Genomic DNA, 20,274 nt, shown 5'->3' with positions numbered 1-20,274 from the left:
GTTAGTTATTCAAAGAAGTAGTCGGACAATTAACGTGTCAGAAGACACGCTTTGTCCGAAGCCGATTCATCTCATGATTAAAATCACGAGTGTTCTCGGCTAATTCATAAATAACATTTTAATTTTGATTGCAAGAAATAAAGAGAACGTAGCAAGAAGCATGAGTATAAAGCTTCTTGCTACGTTTTTTATCTACACAGATAGGGATTTATTAGCTTCTATTATAAAGCGAGTAAGCGAAGTGATAGACACTGTCTACATTAGAATTCAGCTTCGTTGATCCACTAGCCACTAGAAGCGGAATCACATCATAATAGTGTATAAACGAGTAGAGGTAGTGGGTGTTCTGACCGATAGCTGGACCAATTCCGTTAACAGCGATACTAAAATTACCATTCGCATCAGCTGTTCCTGTACCTGAATAGACCGTATTATTCAGACGAGTCACGACATAAACCGTAATGGGAACATTATAAGCGGGGTAGCCATTGGCATCGTATGCTTTTCCATGTACGGTAATATTATTTTTAATTCTCCATTTTTTCCCCTGAGGATAATCGACTAAACCTTCCACACCTCCATCTGAATTAATGCTACTGATGATAACAGAGCTAGCTACTGATTGGTCTTTAACACTTAACGTATAGGTCTGAGAATCACTATAGCCTGATGAAGAGAGAACACGGACAAAATAGTCACCTTTAGGGAAATTAATGAGATACTGTTTGTTTTGATCGAGGCTGGCGAGTACATTTGCTGCTGCATCTAATATATCTGCACGATAAACGGTACCTGGAATTTGATTGTTTAAAGTGACAGAGATTGATTTTGGTTCTAGTACGTGGAAGTAGCTCCAATCTTCATCGAATGGATTATCAATGGTTTGGGTATTGGTAAAGGTTGTGGATTCTTTCTCATGAGCGAGCCATGCGTTGTCATCGGGTTCAGAGGTGTCGTAGGTAGTGGAGTGTTTGACTACGAGAGCAAATGTATTAGCTGTATCAAAGCCTTGAACTGAGTTTACGGCTATGTAGTAATAGCCTTCAGGGGCGATGCGGGCAACCTGTTCGTTTTTCCCTGCTTGATAGGAGGAGATAATTTCATCTTCAAGTTTCATGGTATTTTCATTTAATTTAAATAAATGCAGATCATAATTGACGTCAGTGGAGCGAACCGTTTGAAGGAAAACGGTTAATTTTCCAGGCTTAGTATTATAGAAAGCATACCATCTAATTTCGCCTTCCTTATTGATGGTACCGGAGTGAATGGAGTCGATTGTGATTGGCTTAGCGTTACTTGCGTCCGTATTTTCTGCCTCAGCTTCGGCAGTAGCGGATTTTTTCTTTTTGGCGGTCGACAGAGTGTCATCAATGTCGACAGTCTTTTCTTCAGGCTCAAGCAGGTCTTTTGCACCTTCTTCAACAACTAGCTTATCTCCTAGAGGTTTTCCTAGCTTTTCTGAGCCTAAATCTACTTCTTTAATAAGGGACTTGTCTGGCTTTTTCTTTGTCACTTGCTCTTTCACTTGTTCTTTCACATGTTCTTTCTCTTCTACTACTTCTTTGGCAAAACTTACATTACTAAAAGCGGTTGTAAAGAGAATAGCGACAGATAATAACACTTTTTTTAACATATAAATAATAAACCTCCCTTTGTGATGAAATTAACATCTCAAATACTATATTATCAATAAAATACATAATATTCCATTCTCATTTATTACATTTTTTTGAATTTAATATAAAAAATTAATTGTGATTTATCCTAATAGATTAGTTTCTACTATTACAAACTAGGTAAGATGTGGTAAAACTAGAGAAGAACGGAGGGGAATAACATGCATTCCATGATTGTAAGCAAGATTGAAAGTCAATTAAGTCGCTTTACGCAGGCAGAGAAAAAAGTAGCAAGCTATATTGTAAATCATGCCGAATTAATTCCAACCATGACAACAAAACAAATCTCCCAACAATCGGGGGCAAGCGAAGCGAGCGTTGTTCGGTTTTGTAAATCGATTGGGATGAGTAGCTTTCAGTCGTTTAAGCTAGCATTAGTTCGGGATTTGACCCGCTCAGATATGAATATGAGCGACTTTTCCATTATTAAAAAGCAGGATGAGCCATATGAATTGTTTCAAAAAGTCCAGTATCACAACAAGACTGCCATTGAGGAAATATCAACTTCTCTTGATAAACGAGAGCTAGAAAAAGCCATAGAGGCCATTTTACAGACCAAAAGCGTCGTATTTTACGGTGTAGGTGGTTCATCAGTGGTGTCCTTGGATGGATGTCATAAATTCAGGAAGATCGGCTATTACTCTGAGATGACTACTGATTTTCACATGATGCTCCCTGTCGTGTCCAATATGAAAAAAGGGGAAGTATTGATTGCCATTTCCGTAAGTGGTAATACAAAAGAGGTACTGGAAATCGTACGTTTTGCAAAAAAGAAACAAGTAACCGTAATCGCTATTACCAATTTAACGAAATCTCTTTTGTACAAAGAAGCTGATATTAAACTATGTACGCCAAACATTGAACAGGATTTTCGTGTAGGTAGTTTTGCTTCCAGAATCATGCATTTAACGATTGTGGATGCCTTATATGTCAGCGTGTTTAATCGAATAGGTGAAACGGTTATTGATCATTTCAATGAAATCCGTGAAGAAGTATTAAAATCTAGCAGGTAGGAGAGGTGATTAGATGAGCGGATGCTTGCCATTATGCTGCATCCTTGCTCTTTTACCCATCTTTTTTTTATTTTGTATTGAAATGTTGATTCATAAATTAAATAAAATTATTGACGTTTTATTTCAAAATGGTACAATGAAAGCGGAAACAAAATAGGAGTAGAAGGTGAGCGCATGCTGGAAAAGTTGGTAACAGAGACACGTAATAATAGAACGATGAATTTGGACCAGATGACGATCCTAAACGTGTTGCAAGTAATGAATGAGGAAGATCAAAAGGTACCACTCGCCATTGCGGCTGAACTGGAACAGATTGAAAGAGCCATTCAGCTAGTGATTCGCTCTTTTAAGCAAGGTGGTAGACTCATTTATGTGGGGGCTGGTACCAGCGGGCGATTAGGAATTCTAGATGCAGTAGAATGTCCTCCTACTTTTGGCACTGATTTTGAGGTTGTACAGGGACTGATTGCTGGAGGACAAGAAGCTTTTGTCGTCGCGGTGGAGGGTGCCGAGGATAATGCTGAGCTTGCCAAGAACGATTTGCAAGCCATTGGATTAACTGACATAGACACCGTGATCGGAATTGCTGCCAGCGGACGTACACCTTATGCTATCGGCGCTCTTCAGTACGCGAACAGTGTTGGAGCCAGTACGGCCAGCCTCGCTTGCAATAAAGGTGCGGAGATTAGCAACTTTGCTAAAGTAGCGATAGAAGTAGTTCCAGGCCCTGAAATATTGACTGGTTCCACACGATTAAAGGCGGGAACAGCACAAAAGCTAGTGCTGAACATGATCTCTACTTGTTCTATGATCGGTGTTGGAAAAGTCTATAAAAATCTGATGGTGGATGTGCAGCCAACCAATCTAAAGCTGGTGGAACGTTCCAAGCGAATTATCATGCAAGCTACAGATGTTAGTTACGAGCAAGCTGCTGAATGCTATGAAAAGGCTAATAAGAATGTGAAAGCGGCAATCGTGATGATTTTATCTGCATGTGAGTATGAAGAAGCGCTAGAACGCTTGGAAAAGAATGAGGGATTTGTTCAGCACGCCATACAACAACCGTCAGAATAGTAATTCAAGTACAAATATAACAATTACAAACAAATAGATTCGACAAAATGCATAGTGGGGTGTAACACTAAAGGCAGGTACTAAGCAGGTATTGGTTAAGCATTCCGATATTACTAAGTCTGTATATAGACGTGATTGCTGGTATCTAAGAGCTTCCCCTGCTCTTGTAACAAGTGTTTTATCCATCATGGGTTACAAAAAACTTTCATACATGCAAAAGGAGGAATCGTAATGAAGGTATTATTCGTATGTTCAGCAGGGATGTCCAGTGCTATTGTGGTAAACGCTCTCAAAAAAGAGGCAGATAAGCATGGGGTAGCGATGGAAGTGAAGGCTGTCAGTACACAAGAATTTGCTGAGGAAGTGAAAAATGGCTGGAATGTAGCCATGGTAGCTCCTCAAGTTCGTCACCGTTTTGAGCAATTGAAACAAGAAGCTGATGTAGCAGGAGTACCGTGCGATCTGATTCCACCTCAAGGCTACACACCACTGGGTGGAGCAACATTATTTAAAAAAGTACAAGAATTAGCGAAGTAATCAAGCATTCAGACCAGTTTTTGTAGAGAGTATGTACGCAAGAGTAAAGGGGGAAGTAAAACATGGACGCTTTTGTGCAATTTCTAGATAAACACTTGTCAGGTCCTATTGCTCGTATCGCTGAACAACGACATTTACGTGCAATCCGCGACGGGGTTATCTCTGCCTTACCGTTCATTATCGTCGGGAGTTTCTTCTTAATTATCGCTTTTCCACCGTTGCCGCAAGATTGGGCAATTACCATGTGGGCAAAAGAAAATGCCGGTCAAATTCTCATCCCATACCGTTTGACCATGTTTATTATGTCGCTCTATATCTCATTTGGGATAGGGCATAATCTAGCGAAGAGCTATAATCTTGATCCCTTGGCGGGTTCTCAATTAGCAATTATGGCATTTCTTATGACGATTGCGCCTAAAGTGATGGATGGTGTTGGTTTTGTTCTTCCGATGACCAATCTGGGTGGACACGGTTTGTTCGTAGCGATGCTAGCTTCTATTTTTGCCGTAGAGGTGTTGCGTTTCTGTAAACAGCGCAATTTAATGATAAAACTGCCCGATCAGGTACCACCTTCTTTGCTGCGATCCTTTGAAGCATTGATTCCGGTAGCAGTTGTTCTTCTGATCATGACACTCATTACCGTTGTCTTTAAAATTGATTTGCATGGACTTGTTGATAAAATCATTGCACCGCTTGTTAAAGCAGGAGATAGTTTGCCAGGGGTTTTGATTCCAGTTATCTTGATTACTTTCTTCTGGGCATTTGGTATCCATGGTGTTTCCATTGTTGGTACGATTGCCCGTCCACTATGGGAAGTATATCTGGCGAAAAATGCTGAAGCAGTTGCCGCTGGTCAAGCGATTCCGCATGTGGCTCCTGAAACGTTCTTTCAATGGTTTATCTGGGTTGGAGGATCCGGCGCAACACTTGGTCTTGTACTGTGTATGTTGTTGTTTGCCAAATCAAACTACCACAAGACATTGGGAAAAACGGTATTTGTACCAGGAATTTTCAATATTAATGAACCAGTTATTTTCGGGATGCCGATCGTATTAAATCCGGTATTGATCATTCCATTCGTTATTGTTCCAGTGATTACGGCTTCCTTGTCCTATTATGCTACTGTACTTGGTTGGGTGAATCCGACCTACATCATGGTACCTTGGACACTACCAGCGCCAATTGGAGCTTATCTGGCAACTGGTGGGGACTGGAGAGCAATCATTCTGGTATTAATTAATTTGTTAATCTCATTCTTGATCTACATTCCATTCTTTAAAATGTACGACAAAAAAGTAGTGGAACAAGAAAGAGAAGCTGAGGAAACAGCGACAATCTAAGCATTTCGTTATGATAAGAAAGAAAGGAGGGGGCGTGGAACAAAGAGAGCTTACAGCATTCTTTGTCCACGTCTTTCTCCGTTTAGTAAGCATAGTTCTACTTGCTTCACGGCTTTGTTATCTGTCAGTACCGTTCTATAAAAGAGGGAGGAATGGACAATGGAAGAGAGCAACAAGCTAATGAAATTTCGTTGGAAAAGCGCCTTTTTCTTCTTTACGTTTGTTGTGGGTTTAAATTTGTTACTCACCCCGCTTCTGACGTGGTTGGGACTATCCCAACGAGCAAGTCTGTTTCTGGTAAATAGCTTGGCTGGAGGAGTAGGAGTGAGCATGGTCATGCTCTACTTTGAAGGAAAATATAAAAATCGAAAACAAGCCATCACGTTTATTATAGGTTCGTTGGTCGTGTGCACGGCTGCTAGTTATTATCTCGTGTATTTGTACTAATCTTGCCGTTCTTGCCTAAAGAGACTAGAAATTTTTCTGAACAATATAGGAGAAATTGGACAGAGAGGAGCAACTGAGATGAATAAAAAAGGGATGAAGATTGTAACCATAGGAGGCGGCTCTAGTTATACCCCAGAGCTGGTGGAAGGTTTTATCAAGAGATTCGCTGACATGCCAATCCGCGAATTATGGCTAGTCGATATTGAGGAAGGAAAAGAGAAGCTACACATTGTTGGTGAATTGGCTAAACGCATGGTCAAAAAAGCAGGAGTACCTATGGAGATTCATCTAACGTTGGATCGCAGGGAAGCTTTACGGGATGCCGATTATGTTACGACACAGATGCGGGTCGGATTACTGGAAGCACGGATTAAAGATGAACGCATTCCACTCATGCATGGAATGATTGGTCAGGAGACGAACGGAGCAGGTGGATTGTTTAAAGGGTTACGTACGATCCCTGTATTGTTACAAATCGCCGAAGACATGCAAGAGCTTTGCCCGAATGCATGGCTGATTAACTTTACCAATCCAGCTGGCATGGTGACCGAAGCCTTATTGCGTTATGGGAAGCATTCAAAAGTTATTGGTATTTGTAACGTACCTATTACCACAAAGATGACGATAGCCAAGATGCTCGATATTGATGTAGGGCGACTTCATATTGATTTTGCTGGACTTAACCATCTCGTGTATGGACTTCGCGCTACAGTAGATGGGGAAGATGTGACTGAGCATGTTTTGCAAATGCTGGCTGATCCAGAGAAACAATTATCTATGCGTAATATCGCCCCTATGCCATGGGAACCAACTTTCTTGCAAGCACTAGGAGTTATCCCATGCCCGTATCATCGGTACTATTATAAGACACAAGATATTTTAACAGAGGAAGTAAAAGCATTCGAATCAGGAACAACACGGGCAGAAGTGGTAAAACGGTTGGAGGACGACCTGTTTGACTTATACCGGGATGAACACCTACAGATTAAGCCTCCCCAATTGGAAAAACGTGGCGGTGCGTATTACAGCGATGCTGCGTGTAGCCTAATTTCTTCTCTGTATAATGGAACAAATGATATTCAGACATTAAATGTTCGAAACAACGGGACCATTCAGGGTATTCCTAATGATTCTGCTGTGGAAGTGAATTGTATCGTTACGAAGGAAGGACCAAAACCGATCACTGTAGGTGAGCTGCCCACAGCTATTAATGGGCTTGTCCAACAGATTAAATCATTCGAAAGAGTAGGAGCAGAGGCGGCAGTTACTGGTTCATATGAAAAAGCTTTGTTGGCTTTAACGATTAATCCGCTTGTGCCAAGTGATGAGAAAGCTAAGGCTGTTCTTGATGATTTATTAGAGGCACATCGTGAGTATTTGCCTCAATTCTTTACAGAGGAGCAAGCTTGATATGGCTTACGTGATCGGACTAATGTCAGGTACGTCTTTGGATGGCATTGATGTAGCACTGGTCGATATTCAGGGGAGTGGCTATGATTCACAGGTCAAGCTGCTTGATTTCATGACACTTCCATTTGCCCAGGATGTACGGGATGAAATTGTGGATAGCTTGTCCCTAGATCGTTCTCACGTGCAGTTAATTTGTAGTCTCAATTTTAAACTGGGAGAGCTTTTCGCTGATGCCGTAGATGCTATTTGTGAGCAAAATCAGCTTGACTTTACCAGCATTACAGCCATTGGTTCTCATGGGCAAACCATCTATCATCAGCCCCAGTCAAAAGGGCAGTATGTAGCATCTACTTTGCAGATTGGTGAACCGGCAGTGATTGCTTATCGTACCAATACAACAGTGATTTCTAACTTTCGCACCATGGACATGGCGGCAGGGGGGCAAGGAGCTCCACTTGTACCTTACACCGAGCTTATTTTGTACAGAGATCATGAGAAATCACGGCTTCTACAAAACATTGGTGGGATTGGTAATGTGACCGTCATTCCTAAAGGGGCTCAGTTAGATGATGTGTACGCTTTTGACACGGGCCCTGGTAACATGATTATTGATGAGATATGTAAGATACTTTTCGGCACAGCTTATGACAAGGACGGAGCATGGGCTGCTAAAGGAGTAGTAAATCAGACTTTACTCGAACAGTGTATGAGCATCGAATATATGCAGGAAGCACCGCCTAAATCCACAGGAAGAGAGCTATTCGGTAAGCAGTTTGTAGAGAGGATGATGCGAGAGAATGCTCATGTTTCCCCATACGACTTGCTGGCTACCATGACGATGTTTACAGCTAGCTCCATTGCTTATCATTACAAGAACTTTATCTTTCCTACATTACAGGTGGATGAGGTGATTATAGGCGGTGGTGGTAGTTATAATAAAACGCTTCTCTCCATGTTACAACAACAGTTGGGAGATACGTGCCGGGTTATCACACAGGAAGATGTGGGACTGTCATCGGAAGCTAAGGAAGCGGTTGCCTTTGCGCTATTAGCCCATGAAACCCTTCATCGACTGCCAAGCAACGTACCGACTGCGACAGGGGCCAGAGAGCCTGTTATTTTGGGAAATGTGACGTATCCGCCTAGAAGAGTGTAAAAAAACGAGAAGAATATGAGTAGGAGTGGATGACATGCAAAACGAAATGAATAACGACATCAATAACAATGAAACGGCTATTTTTGAAATTATTGTTCACAGTGGAAATGCTCGTGGTCTTGCCTATGAAGCATTGACAGCAGCCGAAGAGTACAACTTTGACCAAGCTGCCGAGCTGATGAAGCAAGCACAGGAAGAATTAAGACTTGCTCATCACACGCAAACCGAGTTAATTCAAGCCGAGTTAAACGGTACACCTGCGGATAAGACATTGTTAATGATTCATGCGCAAGATCATCTTATGACATCAATGAGTGAACAAAAGCTGATTGAACATATGATTCGTATTTTACAAAAACTAAAAGCAGAGACTTCAAAATAGATAGGGAGGGTTTCGTATGCATCAGCTAGGTATCTCTATTTATCCTGAACACAGTACAGTCGAGAAAGACAAAGCGTATATTGCGCTAGCCAATCGGTATGGTTTCACACGTATTTTTACTTGCCTATTGTCCGTTGAGGGGGATGCAGAGGCAATCGTGCAAGAATGTAAGGAAACCATTGATTATGCTAATAGCCTAGGTATGCAAGTAATTGTAGATATAGCACCGCGTGTATTTGATAAATTGGGCATTTCCTACGACGACCTCTCCTTTTTCCATCGTTTAGGTGCTTATGGAATTCGTCTTGATATGGGATTTACTGGTCATGAAGAAGCAATGATGACTTATAATCCATATGGACTAAAAATCGAACTAAATATGAGCAGTGGCACGAAATACATTGATAACATCATGACCTATCAGCCACAAGTAGATAATATTTTGGGCTCACATAACTTTTATCCTCATCGTTATGCCGGTTTGTCGTTGAAACATTTTGAAGCATGTAGCCGCCAGTTTAAAGAAAAAGGGATTCGAACAGCGGCGTTTGTTACTTCTCAGACAGCTACGTTCGGACCATGGCCAGTGACTGAAGGACTTTGCTCACTGGAAATGCACCGTACGCTCCCTATCGGTACACAGGTTAAACACCTGTATTCAATGGGGCTGATTGACGATATCATTATCGCAAATGCTTATGCGTCAGAGTCTGAGCTGCGTGAAGTAAGTGAAGTGAATCCTAATAAATTAACATTTAGGGTCGAACTACATGAGAGTATTACGTCTCTTGAGAAAAAGATTGTATTAGAAGAGCCCCATTTCTATCGTGGGGACGTTTCCGATTACCTGATTCGTTCCACACAGTCTCGCGTGAAATACAAGCAAGAGGATTTCCCGCCATCAAACATACCACACATTCGCCGTGGAGATGTACTGGTGGAAAATAATCTATATGGACAGTACAAAGGAGAACTACAATTAGCTTTGCAGGATATGGACAATTCAGGTAAAACAAATGTGGTTGGTCGTATTGCTGAAGAAGAAATTTTCTTGTTGGATCAATTACAGCCATGGGGTAAGTTTGCGTTTGTGGAAAAGGCGTAAATAAGGGTGAGTGAAAAAAGTGGCCTATATCATCGGGGTTGACGGCGGCGGAACGAAAACAATAGCAGTGGCCTATAATTTACAAGGTATAGAGCTTGCTAGGGGAGAGAGCGGATACGGCAACGTCATGGTCCATAGAGAGACGGCCATCTCCCATATGATCCAAGCTATTGATCAATGTCAGAATGCAGTTATAGATGATCATGATTGTGTCTATTTATTTTTGGGGCTGGCAGGTATTGAGAGCGGTACACATCGGGAAGTAGTAGAAGCTAGTTTGCAAGAGCGCTTTGCGGTACCCATCACTATCACAAATGATGCCCGAATTGCTCATGCGGCTTGCTTGCAAGGCCAAGACGGTATGTTGACCATAGCAGGTACAGGAGCAGTAGCGCTCGGAGTACACAGAGGTCAGAGCTTCATGACTGGGGGATGGGGGCATCTACTCGGTGATGAAGGCAGCGGATATTGGATTGGGATTGAAGCTCTGCGGCAGTTGATGATAGAGGAAGAGTGCGGGTTTGCGTACAGCTCTTTAAGTCAGGTGCTACTAGATTATCTGGGACTACAAAAGGCGGCACAGATTAAAGGATTCGTCTATTCTTCTTCAAAGGATAAGATCGCAGCCCTAACCCCATTAGTTGTAGGGGAAGCGGAAGCTGGTGAGCCGAACGCCCAACGAATTCTACGGACAGCAGGACAATATTTGGCACAAATGACTATCCGTTTATACAAAAAAACCAAGTTTGAAGCACCTGTTTCCATCGCTCTAAAGGGAAGTATATTGACCCGAATTACGATTGTACAAAAGGCTTTTTATGAAGAATTGAAAAAGTTTATTCCAGACGCAGTATTTGTTTTAGAAGAGGTTTGTTCTTCCAAAGGAGCTTATTACTTGGCATTGCAAGAGATGAGGGAGCAAAGCAGGTAGAGCATTACGATCGAAAAAGCCGTGTCAGATATATGGAAGGAAAAAATAGACAATCGAAAAACACGTTTAGCCGGAGTAGTAGAAAGGCAGTTGTCCTTCTACGCTCCGGTTTTTATTTTTATTCCCCCCATGTGTATTCCGATATATTTTTTCTGCTTGTTCCTAATTTGTGTGGAGCTAGCCGAGGTTTGTTTTTCTACTTATGTAATCTGAGCACCAAAACTAGTATAATATAAAAATTTTGTAATATTATTGAAATTTTCAGAACTATCTATCATAATAGTTTCAATGATAGATTTTACTCCTATCATAAAATCTAGTTAAAAGGAGGGAGCCGTATGAAAAAAGTAGTGAAAGTAGAGCTCTCAGATAACAAAAATGTAACTGAAATGAAAGCTTTAATGTGGCGTGTTGTTGTTGACGTTTGTTTGTAATTTGAAGTACATCTTTTCAGCGAAAAAAACATCTTTTCAACGTAAAGAGGGGGTTTTACTATGAAAAAAGTTGTAAAGGTTACTGTCAATAATGAAAAGGTAACAGACATGAAAGGTATTGTCCATCCAATTATCACCACTGTTTGTTTACTTTAATGTTTTAGACAAGGGCACGTATGACGCGTGCTCTTGTTTTACTATCGTATAAGCTACTAAGGCCCTAGTAGCTCTTATGCTTGGCAATTGCCAAGTTTTCTTTATTTATGATCAAAATGAAGAAGGGATAGGATAAGATAAGATGAATTCCTTTCACATGATACAACGCTACGAAGAACTGCGTAAGCTAGCACAGGATACCGATCAATGGTTGGAGTCTAAAATAGGTTCAGATCTATGGGTAGATGGAATTAATGTGTTTTTAACAATCGAACATGGAGATTTTGTAGAAGGGCTTGAACAATTTCAACAAAAATATACATATGAACAAGATAATGTGACGAGTTGCCTTAGACAACTACAGCTGTATGCACGACATTCGGTTGCACAAGGTGAGTTTGCGCTGTACCAGGCTTTAGCAGTCGGCATGACATGGTTGTCTTTGCAGGAAGAGACGAATGGTCTACATTTTAATCTACCTGTACAAATTACCAACCATTCTATTGCACTCTTGCTGAGTCCTACCTACCTAGCCGTTTGGGCAAATAGTTATAACGCGGGCATTGAGCTATTTTTAGACGTAGATTCAACATTACCTACTCTGTTTCGTCCTGAACACGGGAAAATTTATCAGAATGCAGGCTCCTACCTCCGTGGGGAAAACCTTAAATTTCCATTTCAGAATTACTTTCATGAGATTGCTCATATTCTCTTGTTTCATGATGTGTATCAAAGGGTACTGGGATCAGAGGCTGAATGTAGAAGCTATTGGACTCATATCGAGGGATGTATCTATGCATTAGAAGAACAGGTATTAAGTGAGCTAATGGAAGTACAGACGGACTTGCATGTCATTGACGATGGATACGGAAATACGCAAGGGTTCGAAGAATTTGCTGCCTTCCGTATTGAGCTTTATCAAGGAAATGGCGAGCCTTCTTTAACGGGAGAAACATTACGGACCTATGTGAAGAGAGGCATGCAATTGGGAGAGGGGAACTTTCACATTCCCGATAACGCTGTCAAACAAACGATTTTGTCTAATCATGAATTAGAGGAAAGGGAACTGGAATTATTACATAAGCATTGTTTTTCCTTTGTGAAAGCTCTACAAGCTCATAGTGCTTGGGGAGTTAAAAGCTATGCACGAAATACATTACCTGCCTTTAGAGAAACGGTAGAGTTGCTCCCTGCTCATGCATATTGCATGAAAAAGCTGGAGGAATCACTTCAGAAAAACCCGTGGACAGACGTGCAATCTCTATTTTCCAGTGATCCGTTCCCACCACTGGATTCAAAACAGCGTAAACAGCATAAGCAACTATGGAAATGGAGAGAATTAATGTCACGTCTAGCGGAGATTCGTGGCTATTTGGAACAGTGCTCTAATCAACTCCTAGAGCAAAATAATCACCAATTATCAACTATTTATACAAAAATTCAGCAGGCTCTTTTACCTGTCGCAAAGCAAGTAGCAGATTGGATAAGAGAGCTTGAAGAGACTGCGGAATCAGAACAGCAACACCAGATTCGTTACGAGTCTGTTCAAAAAGAAATAAGCGAAATTCTTCAAGGAGTTCAGGAGGAAGAGGGGCAAAATCGTTTACTTTCTTTTTTACATGTACCATATTCGTATGTTTTAGAGCCGCATTAGATGGGAAGGTAAGCAGATAAAGTCTGATTCTCTTACATGAGAGTCAGATTTTTTGCTGTTTTGTACGAAGACATTCATTTGGTTTCAATGAACTACATATAAGGGTATAGAGAATGCTAGGGGGAATGAAGATGGAATGGGAATTACTCCTACGATTATTTGTTGGTGGTTTATGCGGGGCACTTATTGGATTCGAGCGGAAAAGTAGACAGAAAGCAGCGGGATTGCGCACGCATTTTCTTGTGGCGGTGGGTAGCTCGTTGATTATGATTGTTTCCAAATATGCCTTTTATGACGTTCTAGGTGACTCGGTCAAACTAGACCCAAGTCGTATTGCAGCCAATGTGGTGAGCGGCATCGGCTTCCTCGGAGCAGGTACTATCTTGGTGCAAAAACAGTCCATTCGCGGCTTAACAACAGCTGCTGGTTTGTGGGCTACGGCAGGTATTGGGCTTGCTATCGGTTCAGGTATGTATGGCATTGGTTTTTGTGCAACGATTCTTGTGTTGATTGGGCTAGAGATTCTGGATCGCAGCTTACAATTGGTTTTTCCAAAAACGATGCACCTTGTAGTTCATTTGCAAGAACAGAATCTCGTGCGGACTGTTATTGATAAATTAACAAACAATGGAGTCAAGATTTCCACCTATCAAGTGGAAATGCCCAATGAACAGGAGAATACAAAGACGATTCTGGATTTGCAGATTCAGGCTCAAGTCTCTACGGAAGTAAATCACTTGCTCATTGAAATCCAAGATATGATTGGTGTCACCTTTATACGAATGGATAAATAACGCAAGGGAATAAAAAAATGCCCGCCAATCTGCATGTTTTGGGCGGGCAAATATTTGCGGATAACAGACTATCCATGATTTAGTTTACTTGGTTATTCCTCTTTTCTCAAACGTAATAATTGGTTATTTTGAGAAAGTTATCATAATTATGTATTTGATAGTACCATGAGGAGATTAAACGGGATACAAGGCAGGGATATGATGCGATTTATAACGGATAGCGTTGATTATATAAGATCAAAAAAGATAATGGCAAAAAATTGATCGTGAGAAAAAAGAATAACGTAAGAAGAAAATGTCGAACGAAAGAGAAAAAAGTTTGTTGGTACAAAGAAATATAAAATAGGATTTTGTAAAAATGTGAATAAAATGTAATATTATTTCTTTTTATATATGATTGTAAGTCAAGGATCTCCCGAAACGGATCCTATATAAAAAAAGTATATACGTAGATAAGATAAGGCTTCAACCAGTGCTGATAACAGCGACAAAAAAAACAACTAGGGAGAGTAGAAAAACTATTATACATACATATCTATAAAAAGAAAATTTTTACATTAAAATACGACTACTGTCGGTTTATTGGAGTTTTTGTCGAAGCACTTTCTTTTCTTACGATTTCATTGCACAATAAAAATAACTTTATAGCCCTTTAGGGTGAAGGTGGCGTGGGTATGGGCGAGCACATGATATTATTAGGGAAGCGTCATTTTCTTAATGCACAACAGCAGAATATTCGAGTAAAGGATTGGAAATTCTGTCTGCCTGCAGGTTGTCGATTTATAGCAACGAGCGATGGCTATCCAGGAAATGACCATGCTATTAGTTTGTTTAAGAAGTCGGAAAAAATAGCACAAATGATCTTGCGTAAATCAAACGGGGAATTTCAATTTATTATGGAAGCAGTATCCAGTGAGTATGCAGTAGAAGTAATTGGGTTATCCAAAACAGTTATTTTTCAAGAAAAATAGTTCAAAAATAGGAGAATTTTCGAATAGGCACCCCTCATCGGGTGTCTTTCTTTTAACAGATAGGAATCAGATTTTGACGGCGCTCCAAGCTTGGTTTTATCAGATTTTTCTTACCTACAAATTTTTTATGTTTATCACAAAACAATCCAAACCAAGGAAGTTTTCTTTACCAAGAAGCTGTCTTGGTGTAACGTAGGAGATAAGAGTTTCTTGTGTGATATTGGCTTAAGGAGGAGTAGCATGAATACATTGCAGATTGGTGATTGTAAGCTAACGTGGATGAGGGGTGGAATGACCCAGTTAGACGGAGGAGCGATGTTTGGAGTTGTTCCAAAAGCCTTGTGGAGCAAACGCTACCCTTCCAATGAGCTCAATCAAATTCCCCTTCGCTCAGACCCTATTCTTGTACAAGTTCATGGAAAAAATATGCTGATTGAATCGGGTATGGGCACAAACCGTTTAAATGATAAACAAAAACGTAACTTTGGTCTTGTTGAAGAATCACAATTACATGAATCTCTTCAAGCAGTTGGGCTACATTTTGAAGATATTGATGTGGTGCTGATGACTCACATGCATTATGATCACGCAAATGGATTAGTTAGTGTGGCAGAAGATGGTAGTTTGCATTCTACTTTTCCTAATGCCATTATTTATATCAACGAAATTGAATGGAATGAATTAAGATCTCCTAATATCCGATCGCGTAACACGTATTGGGAAGACAATTGGCGGCCCATCGAAAAGCAGGTTTGTACGTATGGGGAACAAAAAGAGATTGTTCCTGGTATAACAATGGTTCATACAGGTGGGCACAGTGATGGACACGCTATCATCTTGTTTGAAAGCAAGGGTGAGAAGGCTTGCCATATGGCGGATATTATGCCTACACATGCACATCAGAACCCACTGTGGGTCATGGCCTACGATGATTATCCGATGACATCTATCTATGCTAAGGAAAAATGGATGAAGGAAATGATAGCAGAACAAGCGTGGTTCACTTTTTACCATGATGCCAAGTATCGGGCAGTGAAATGGAATGAACAAGGTGAAATGCTTGAGTCCATTCCAATTTAAGTATCACTAATGCTTTTCCGCTCTAGGGGGTAGGAAAGTCAAGTTTGCGAATAGGAAGAATGGCGGTGAAACAACATGCAATTGCGTCGTGAGCAAAGGGTGTGGCATTGGCTTGATTTTATGCTGGTGTTAATCACTATGTCTCCCATTATTGCGGCGATCGGTTTTTACACCCAAATGCCTGACAAGCTGTTAGTAGCAACAAGGATTGGGGAAAAGACCGGATACTACCAGGATAAACTGCTGTTTCTCCTTATTTTTAGCCTTGTCCAAATCATAGCACCAATATTAATACGCTTATTTATCACGATCTCTCGCCAACGAGAGCTGCAAACTAAACGGATGAACATTTGTTTTGATTTGTTGCGGATAGCTCAAGCAGTACTGTTTAGTACGATGTATTGTTTTTTGATATTGCAAAATTTGCTTATTCCCATTGGTGTGGAAATGTACGTCATGATTATAGTAGGTATCATCTTGTTAGTGTATGGATACCTGTTGCCGTGGATTTCGTATCTGCATCCGTTGGGAATGCGGACGTCTTGGACCAAAAAGGAACAGGAGGTCTGGGTTAGTACCCATTGCAAGCTGTCCGTTTTCTGGATGATAACAGGTACAGTCTATCTGCTATGTCCGTATTTGCCAGGATGGTTGGGATTATTGTTAATTACCATTTCCGTGTGCTTAACGATTTTATCAACCTATATTTATTCATACTTGTATTTTCGCCGGGGTAAAGGAAAACAGAACAAGCCATCCCTAGAAGCTTAGGCTTCTGAAGGGTGGCTTGTTTTTTGGATCGGAAGTCATTATTTGCGCTTATCTAAAGACAAACGGACCAGTGATGCCGCTTGAACGAAACCACCGCCAAAACCGTATAGGATCGCTGTGTCATCTTGTTTAATTTGTTGGGTAGATAAGGCCATATCCAAAGTTAACGGGATAGTCGCGCAGGAGGTATTTCCGAAATACTCTAGGCTGTAAAGTGTGCGTTCTAATGGAAATCCACTTTTTTCACAAATAGATTCGATCATGCGTAAGTTAGCACTGTGTGGAACGAACCAGTCCACATCTAATAGGGACAGATTGCTGTCCGTTACTATTTGGTTCATCCCCTGAGGTAATTGAGAGACCACCCACTTATACAATTCTCGTCCGTTTTGATATATATTACCATCTCCAAGAAGTTCTACATCTCCCATTTGTTTAGAAAGGCCTGTGCGATATAAGTGAATTCCACCGTTACCATTGCTACTCATGAAGGAGTGGAGGAAGCTAGGATTCTGTTCATCACGTTCTATACGAGCTGCACCAGCACCATCTCCGAACAGAACACAGGTATTACGATCGGAATAATCGGTTACTTTAGACAATGTCTCACCGGCTACCACCAGAACTTTTTGATGTAGCCCACTACTAACAAGTGAATTTGCCAAGTGTAACCCATAGACAAAACCAGCGCATGTTGCATTTAAGTCAAGAGCTCCAGCAGAACGAATGGAGAGCTTAGCTTGTAACTGACTAGCTACACTAGGAAAAGGATAGTCTGGAGTGGTGGTACACACAATTATGAAATCAACATCTTCTAATTCTTTATCATAGGCTTGCTGCAAATGATGAACGGCTTGTAGACAAAGATCGCTTGTAAATTGGTTGCGTTCAGCAATGCGGCGCTCACGTATGCCAGTTCTTCTAACAATCCATTCATCGCTGGTCTCTACTAATTTTTCTAGGTCAAAATTAGTGAGCCGCTTATCGGGAACGTAAGACCCTATAGCGGTAAGAAACTTGTCAATAGTTTATCCCCATTATATTTTTAGATAATCCCAATCAAATTTTTCATAGGGGAGAAGAGGCAAGTTCCATTGACTTTTCATTTGAATATTCTTACAATTCTCGTTATCCAGAAAGATAAATATAGATAAAGGGAGTAAGAGAGATGAACAGACTACGAGAATACTGGCAAGAATTCCACCCAATAATACACTCCTTGATTATCGGCACGATTTTTGTGCGAGCAGCTAGTTCCATGAGCATGCCATTTTTGGCCATTCACCTATCCAAGACAACCGATTTAAGCCCGATCATGATTGGGATTACAATTGGAGCCGGTCCTCTGGCATCCACGGTGGGGGGATTTATTGCAGGAACGCTGTCAGATTTGTTTGGACGAAGGAAAATTATGCTGTGGGCTTTGTATACCTGGATATTAGTTTTTTTAGGATTTGCGATCGGAAAAAGCGCACTCTTTTTTATTTTACTTAATATTTTGGCCGGTCTTTGTCGTTCATTCTATGAACCTGTCTCGCAAGCACTTATGGCTGATTTAACAGAGCCTGAACGTCGCTTTCGTGTGTTTTCCCTGAGATATCTGGCTATTAACATCGGGGTCTCTGTCGGCCCTTTATTAGGAGCCTATTTGGCATTATTAGGAGGAGCCCTTCCGTTTATTGTCACGGCTATTATCTATTTGTTCTATGTCATAAGCCTGCAATATTTATTGAATAAATTTGGTATAAAACAAATTGAAGGTCAAAAGAAAGAGAAGGTGACATTTGCCTTAGCTTGGCAGGTAGTGCGTCAAGACGTCGCCTTGAGATATTTTATTGTGGGTGGCATCCTAGTGTCGGTTGGCTATTCGCAAATGACAGTGACCTTATCTCAATTCGTTCAGGGCATGTTTGTTGACGGAGCTATCTTGTTTTCCTATCTCATGAGTTTAAATGCAATAGTGGTAGTGGCTTGTCAGATTCCGTTATCCAGATGGGCTGAAAAAAAGACCCCATTGTTTAGTCTTGTAGCTGGAACTGTAATGTACGCTATGGGTTTGCTAGGTTTCGGGCTTTCATCGAATTGGTGGGCTTTCATGGTCTCCATGTGTGTCTTTACCATTGGGGAGATTTTAACGTTCCCTGCCTCTAACGTATTCATCGACTACTTAGCACCAGATGGTATGCGTGGAACCTATTTTGGAGCGCAAAGCTTGCATAATTTAGGTCAATTTTTAGGCCCGGTGCTAGGGGGATATCTACTTGGAGGTTATAGTGGAACAATTATGTTTACAATTATTTCCTGTATAACACTTAGTAGCATTTTATTTTATATTCAAGGACGCAACAGTTACACCGCTCGCACCGGTCAAGCTATGATGATGACACGGACAGGGTAGCAACGATGGTTATCATAGTAGAAGATAGAAAAACTGTCGGGGTCATTAAAACCTCGACAGTTTTTGTGTAAGGGAGGTAACAGTAGATACGCATCCTTCACTAACGACTACTTTACTGCCTGCAAAATTCGGTTTGCTATACGCTCATATCCAGCATGATTAGGATGGAAATGGTCAGTGTATAAATAGGCTTTTTCCTTGTTCCAAAATAGATCGTAGGAGGGTATGACCAACACGTTATTATAGCGGGCGGAGATGGTAGTCGCTTCATTATTCCAATCCTGAACATGGGTATCTGATTCTTGTTTAAACTCTGTATCACCAAATGGGTTATAGAGAGCGGTATAAAAGACAGGTGCTTCTGGATTTATGGAGCGAATTTGTTTTACAATGGCTTCATAGTTGGTAGAAAGCTGAGTAGAAGCGTCCAATAGTTTTTCTAGATTAAATTCAAATATACCTCCGCTTTGGCGAAACAAATCATTGCCACCAATCGTAAACAATATGAGGTTGGCTTCGGAGACAAGTCGTTTGACATTTGTTTGTTTCAGTTGGTCTACTAAATCACCTGACTCAATGCCACTGATGGCTAAATTGCTTACCTGAATGTTTTGGTTACGTTCCTTTTCTACCTTTTGTTTAAAAAGCCCAATATAGCCTAAACCACTTGAATCTCCCAGTCCGCGTGTTAAGGAATCGCCCAACGCTACCATTTTTAATGTGCCTGTAGTGGGCAAGATAGCAGGGGGAGGAGTTTCTGGTTTTTGGACTTGTTTCGGGTTTTGAAGCTCAGCTGTACTTTTTTCTGCTAAACGCACTGGTGTAAAAGCAAAGCAGAAGCCGACTAACAGGGTAAAAAAAGATAAGCAAGCCAGTAGCAAAAGCCATCTGGTCAACGGATGTCGCTTTGATCTGAGCATCAGGGAACCTCCTCATGTAAGGCTG

The 20,274-nt window shown here is 41.0% G+C and carries 19 protein-coding genes; 16 read left to right on the top strand and 3 right to left on the bottom strand.

What is annotated here, in order from left to right:
- Positions 1-211: 211 nt before the first annotated feature.
- Complete coding sequence (locus tag EEL30_26690) at positions 212-1,633, bottom strand: peptidase (GenBank protein QDX95538.1); 1,422 nt, start codon at positions 1,631-1,633, stop codon at positions 212-214.
- A gap of 204 nt (positions 1,634-1,837) precedes the next feature.
- Between EEL30_26690 and EEL30_26685 the strand changes: the two genes are divergently transcribed.
- The 15 genes from EEL30_26685 (at position 1,838) to EEL30_26615 (ending at position 16,931) form a co-directional block, all read left to right on the top strand.
- On the top strand, positions 1,838-2,689 hold the full coding sequence (locus EEL30_26685; protein QDX95537.1) for a MurR/RpiR family transcriptional regulator: 852 nt from the start codon (positions 1,838-1,840) through the stop codon (positions 2,687-2,689).
- Between the two features lie 174 nt (positions 2,690-2,863).
- Positions 2,864-3,763 (top strand): N-acetylmuramic acid 6-phosphate etherase, encoded by a 900-nt coding sequence (gene murQ / locus EEL30_26680; GenBank protein ID QDX95536.1) that lies wholly within the window; start codon positions 2,864-2,866, stop codon positions 3,761-3,763.
- A gap of 231 nt (positions 3,764-3,994) precedes the next feature.
- Positions 3,995-4,300, top strand: a complete 306-nt coding sequence (locus EEL30_26675) for a PTS sugar transporter subunit IIB (GenBank protein QDX95535.1) — start codon at positions 3,995-3,997, stop codon at positions 4,298-4,300.
- A 62-nt stretch (positions 4,301-4,362) separates the two neighbouring features.
- A complete protein-coding gene (locus EEL30_26670; protein ID QDX95534.1) occupies positions 4,363-5,640 on the top strand; it encodes a PTS sugar transporter subunit IIC in 1,278 nt (425 codons plus the stop codon).
- Between the two features lie 159 nt (positions 5,641-5,799).
- A complete protein-coding gene (locus EEL30_26665) occupies positions 5,800-6,087 on the top strand; it encodes a hypothetical protein (GenBank protein QDX95533.1) in 288 nt (95 codons plus the stop codon).
- 78 nt (positions 6,088-6,165) lie between these two features.
- Positions 6,166-7,497, top strand: a complete 1,332-nt coding sequence (locus EEL30_26660; GenBank protein ID QDX95532.1) for a 6-phospho-beta-glucosidase — start codon at positions 6,166-6,168, stop codon at positions 7,495-7,497.
- Between the two features lies 1 nt (position 7,498).
- Positions 7,499-8,653 carry an anhydro-N-acetylmuramic acid kinase gene (locus EEL30_26655; GenBank protein QDX95531.1) on the top strand — a complete coding sequence of 385 codons (1,155 nt, stop codon included), beginning with the start codon at positions 7,499-7,501 and terminating at the stop codon, positions 8,651-8,653.
- Positions 8,654-8,687: 34 nt separating this feature from the next.
- The gene (locus EEL30_26650) at positions 8,688-9,035 is read left to right on the top strand and encodes a PTS lactose/cellobiose transporter subunit IIA (protein ID QDX95530.1); all 348 of its coding nucleotides are present in this window, start codon (positions 8,688-8,690) and stop codon (positions 9,033-9,035) included.
- 16 nt (positions 9,036-9,051) lie between these two features.
- A complete protein-coding gene (locus tag EEL30_26645; GenBank protein QDX95529.1) occupies positions 9,052-10,140 on the top strand; it encodes a DUF871 domain-containing protein in 1,089 nt (362 codons plus the stop codon).
- Positions 10,141-10,159: 19 nt separating this feature from the next.
- Positions 10,160-11,071 carry an ATPase gene (locus tag EEL30_26640; GenBank protein QDX95528.1) on the top strand — a complete coding sequence of 304 codons (912 nt, stop codon included), beginning with the start codon at positions 10,160-10,162 and terminating at the stop codon, positions 11,069-11,071.
- 732 nt (positions 11,072-11,803) lie between these two features.
- Positions 11,804-13,315 (top strand): hypothetical protein, encoded by a 1,512-nt coding sequence (locus tag EEL30_26635; GenBank protein ID QDX95527.1) that lies wholly within the window; start codon positions 11,804-11,806, stop codon positions 13,313-13,315.
- Between the two features lie 131 nt (positions 13,316-13,446).
- Complete coding sequence (locus tag EEL30_26630) at positions 13,447-14,109, top strand: MgtC/SapB family protein (GenBank protein QDX95526.1); 663 nt, start codon at positions 13,447-13,449, stop codon at positions 14,107-14,109.
- A gap of 674 nt (positions 14,110-14,783) precedes the next feature.
- Positions 14,784-15,080: a hypothetical protein gene (locus tag EEL30_26625; protein ID QDX95525.1), complete on the top strand. Its 297-nt coding sequence runs from the start codon at positions 14,784-14,786 to the stop codon at positions 15,078-15,080.
- 240 nt (positions 15,081-15,320) lie between these two features.
- Positions 15,321-16,160: an MBL fold metallo-hydrolase gene (locus tag EEL30_26620; GenBank protein ID QDX95524.1), complete on the top strand. Its 840-nt coding sequence runs from the start codon at positions 15,321-15,323 to the stop codon at positions 16,158-16,160.
- A 75-nt stretch (positions 16,161-16,235) separates the two neighbouring features.
- Entirely contained in the window at positions 16,236-16,931 is a 696-nt protein-coding gene (locus EEL30_26615; protein QDX95523.1) for a hypothetical protein, read from the top strand.
- Positions 16,932-16,969: 38 nt separating this feature from the next.
- Here EEL30_26615 and EEL30_26610 read toward each other — a convergent pair whose 3' ends face one another.
- Positions 16,970-17,956, bottom strand: a complete 987-nt coding sequence (locus tag EEL30_26610) for a ketoacyl-ACP synthase III (GenBank protein ID QDX95522.1) — start codon at positions 17,954-17,956, stop codon at positions 16,970-16,972.
- Between the two features lie 143 nt (positions 17,957-18,099).
- Here EEL30_26610 and EEL30_26605 point away from each other — a divergent pair, with 143 nt between their 5' ends.
- On the top strand, positions 18,100-19,329 hold the full coding sequence (locus EEL30_26605) for an MFS transporter (GenBank protein ID QDX95521.1): 1,230 nt from the start codon (positions 18,100-18,102) through the stop codon (positions 19,327-19,329).
- 107 nt (positions 19,330-19,436) lie between these two features.
- On the opposite strand, the gene EEL30_26600 is transcribed toward EEL30_26605, so the two are convergent.
- A complete protein-coding gene (locus tag EEL30_26600; GenBank protein QDX95520.1) occupies positions 19,437-20,249 on the bottom strand; it encodes a lysophospholipase in 813 nt (270 codons plus the stop codon).
- Positions 20,250-20,274 lie beyond the last annotated feature (25 nt).

The sequence above is a fragment of the Brevibacillus laterosporus genome (genome assembly GCA_007833815.1).
GTDB classification, from domain to species: Bacteria; Bacillota; Bacilli; order Brevibacillales; family Brevibacillaceae; genus Brevibacillus_B; species Brevibacillus_B laterosporus_D.
This window is presented reverse-complemented; position numbering and strand designations above follow the sequence as displayed.

Excerpts from the sequence above, each read along its gene's own strand:
- EEL30_26670 (QDX95534.1), top strand. The coding sequence starts at position 4,363 with ATGGACGCTTTTGTGCAATTTCTAGATAAACACTTGTCAGGTCCTATT.
- EEL30_26690 (QDX95538.1), bottom strand. The coding sequence starts at position 1,633 with ATGTTAAAAAAAGTGTTATTATCTGTCGCTATTCTCTTTACAACCGCT.
- EEL30_26615 (QDX95523.1), top strand. The coding sequence starts at position 16,236 with ATGCAATTGCGTCGTGAGCAAAGGGTGTGGCATTGGCTTGATTTTATG.
- EEL30_26620 (QDX95524.1), top strand. The coding sequence starts at position 15,321 with ATGAATACATTGCAGATTGGTGATTGTAAGCTAACGTGGATGAGGGGT.
- EEL30_26635 (QDX95527.1), top strand. The coding sequence starts at position 11,804 with ATGAATTCCTTTCACATGATACAACGCTACGAAGAACTGCGTAAGCTA.
- EEL30_26685 (QDX95537.1), top strand. The coding sequence starts at position 1,838 with ATGCATTCCATGATTGTAAGCAAGATTGAAAGTCAATTAAGTCGCTTT.
- EEL30_26660 (QDX95532.1), top strand. The coding sequence starts at position 6,166 with ATGAATAAAAAAGGGATGAAGATTGTAACCATAGGAGGCGGCTCTAGT.
- EEL30_26665 (QDX95533.1), top strand. The coding sequence starts at position 5,800 with ATGGAAGAGAGCAACAAGCTAATGAAATTTCGTTGGAAAAGCGCCTTT.
- EEL30_26600 (QDX95520.1), bottom strand. The coding sequence starts at position 20,249 with ATGCTCAGATCAAAGCGACATCCGTTGACCAGATGGCTTTTGCTACTG.
- EEL30_26645 (QDX95529.1), top strand. The coding sequence starts at position 9,052 with ATGCATCAGCTAGGTATCTCTATTTATCCTGAACACAGTACAGTCGAG.
- EEL30_26630 (QDX95526.1), top strand. The coding sequence starts at position 13,447 with ATGGAATGGGAATTACTCCTACGATTATTTGTTGGTGGTTTATGCGGG.
- EEL30_26625 (QDX95525.1), top strand. The coding sequence starts at position 14,784 with ATGGGCGAGCACATGATATTATTAGGGAAGCGTCATTTTCTTAATGCA.
- murQ (QDX95536.1), top strand. The coding sequence starts at position 2,864 with ATGCTGGAAAAGTTGGTAACAGAGACACGTAATAATAGAACGATGAAT.
- EEL30_26605 (QDX95521.1), top strand. The coding sequence starts at position 18,100 with ATGAACAGACTACGAGAATACTGGCAAGAATTCCACCCAATAATACAC.
- EEL30_26655 (QDX95531.1), top strand. The coding sequence starts at position 7,499 with ATGGCTTACGTGATCGGACTAATGTCAGGTACGTCTTTGGATGGCATT.
- EEL30_26675 (QDX95535.1), top strand. The coding sequence starts at position 3,995 with ATGAAGGTATTATTCGTATGTTCAGCAGGGATGTCCAGTGCTATTGTG.
- EEL30_26650 (QDX95530.1), top strand. The coding sequence starts at position 8,688 with ATGCAAAACGAAATGAATAACGACATCAATAACAATGAAACGGCTATT.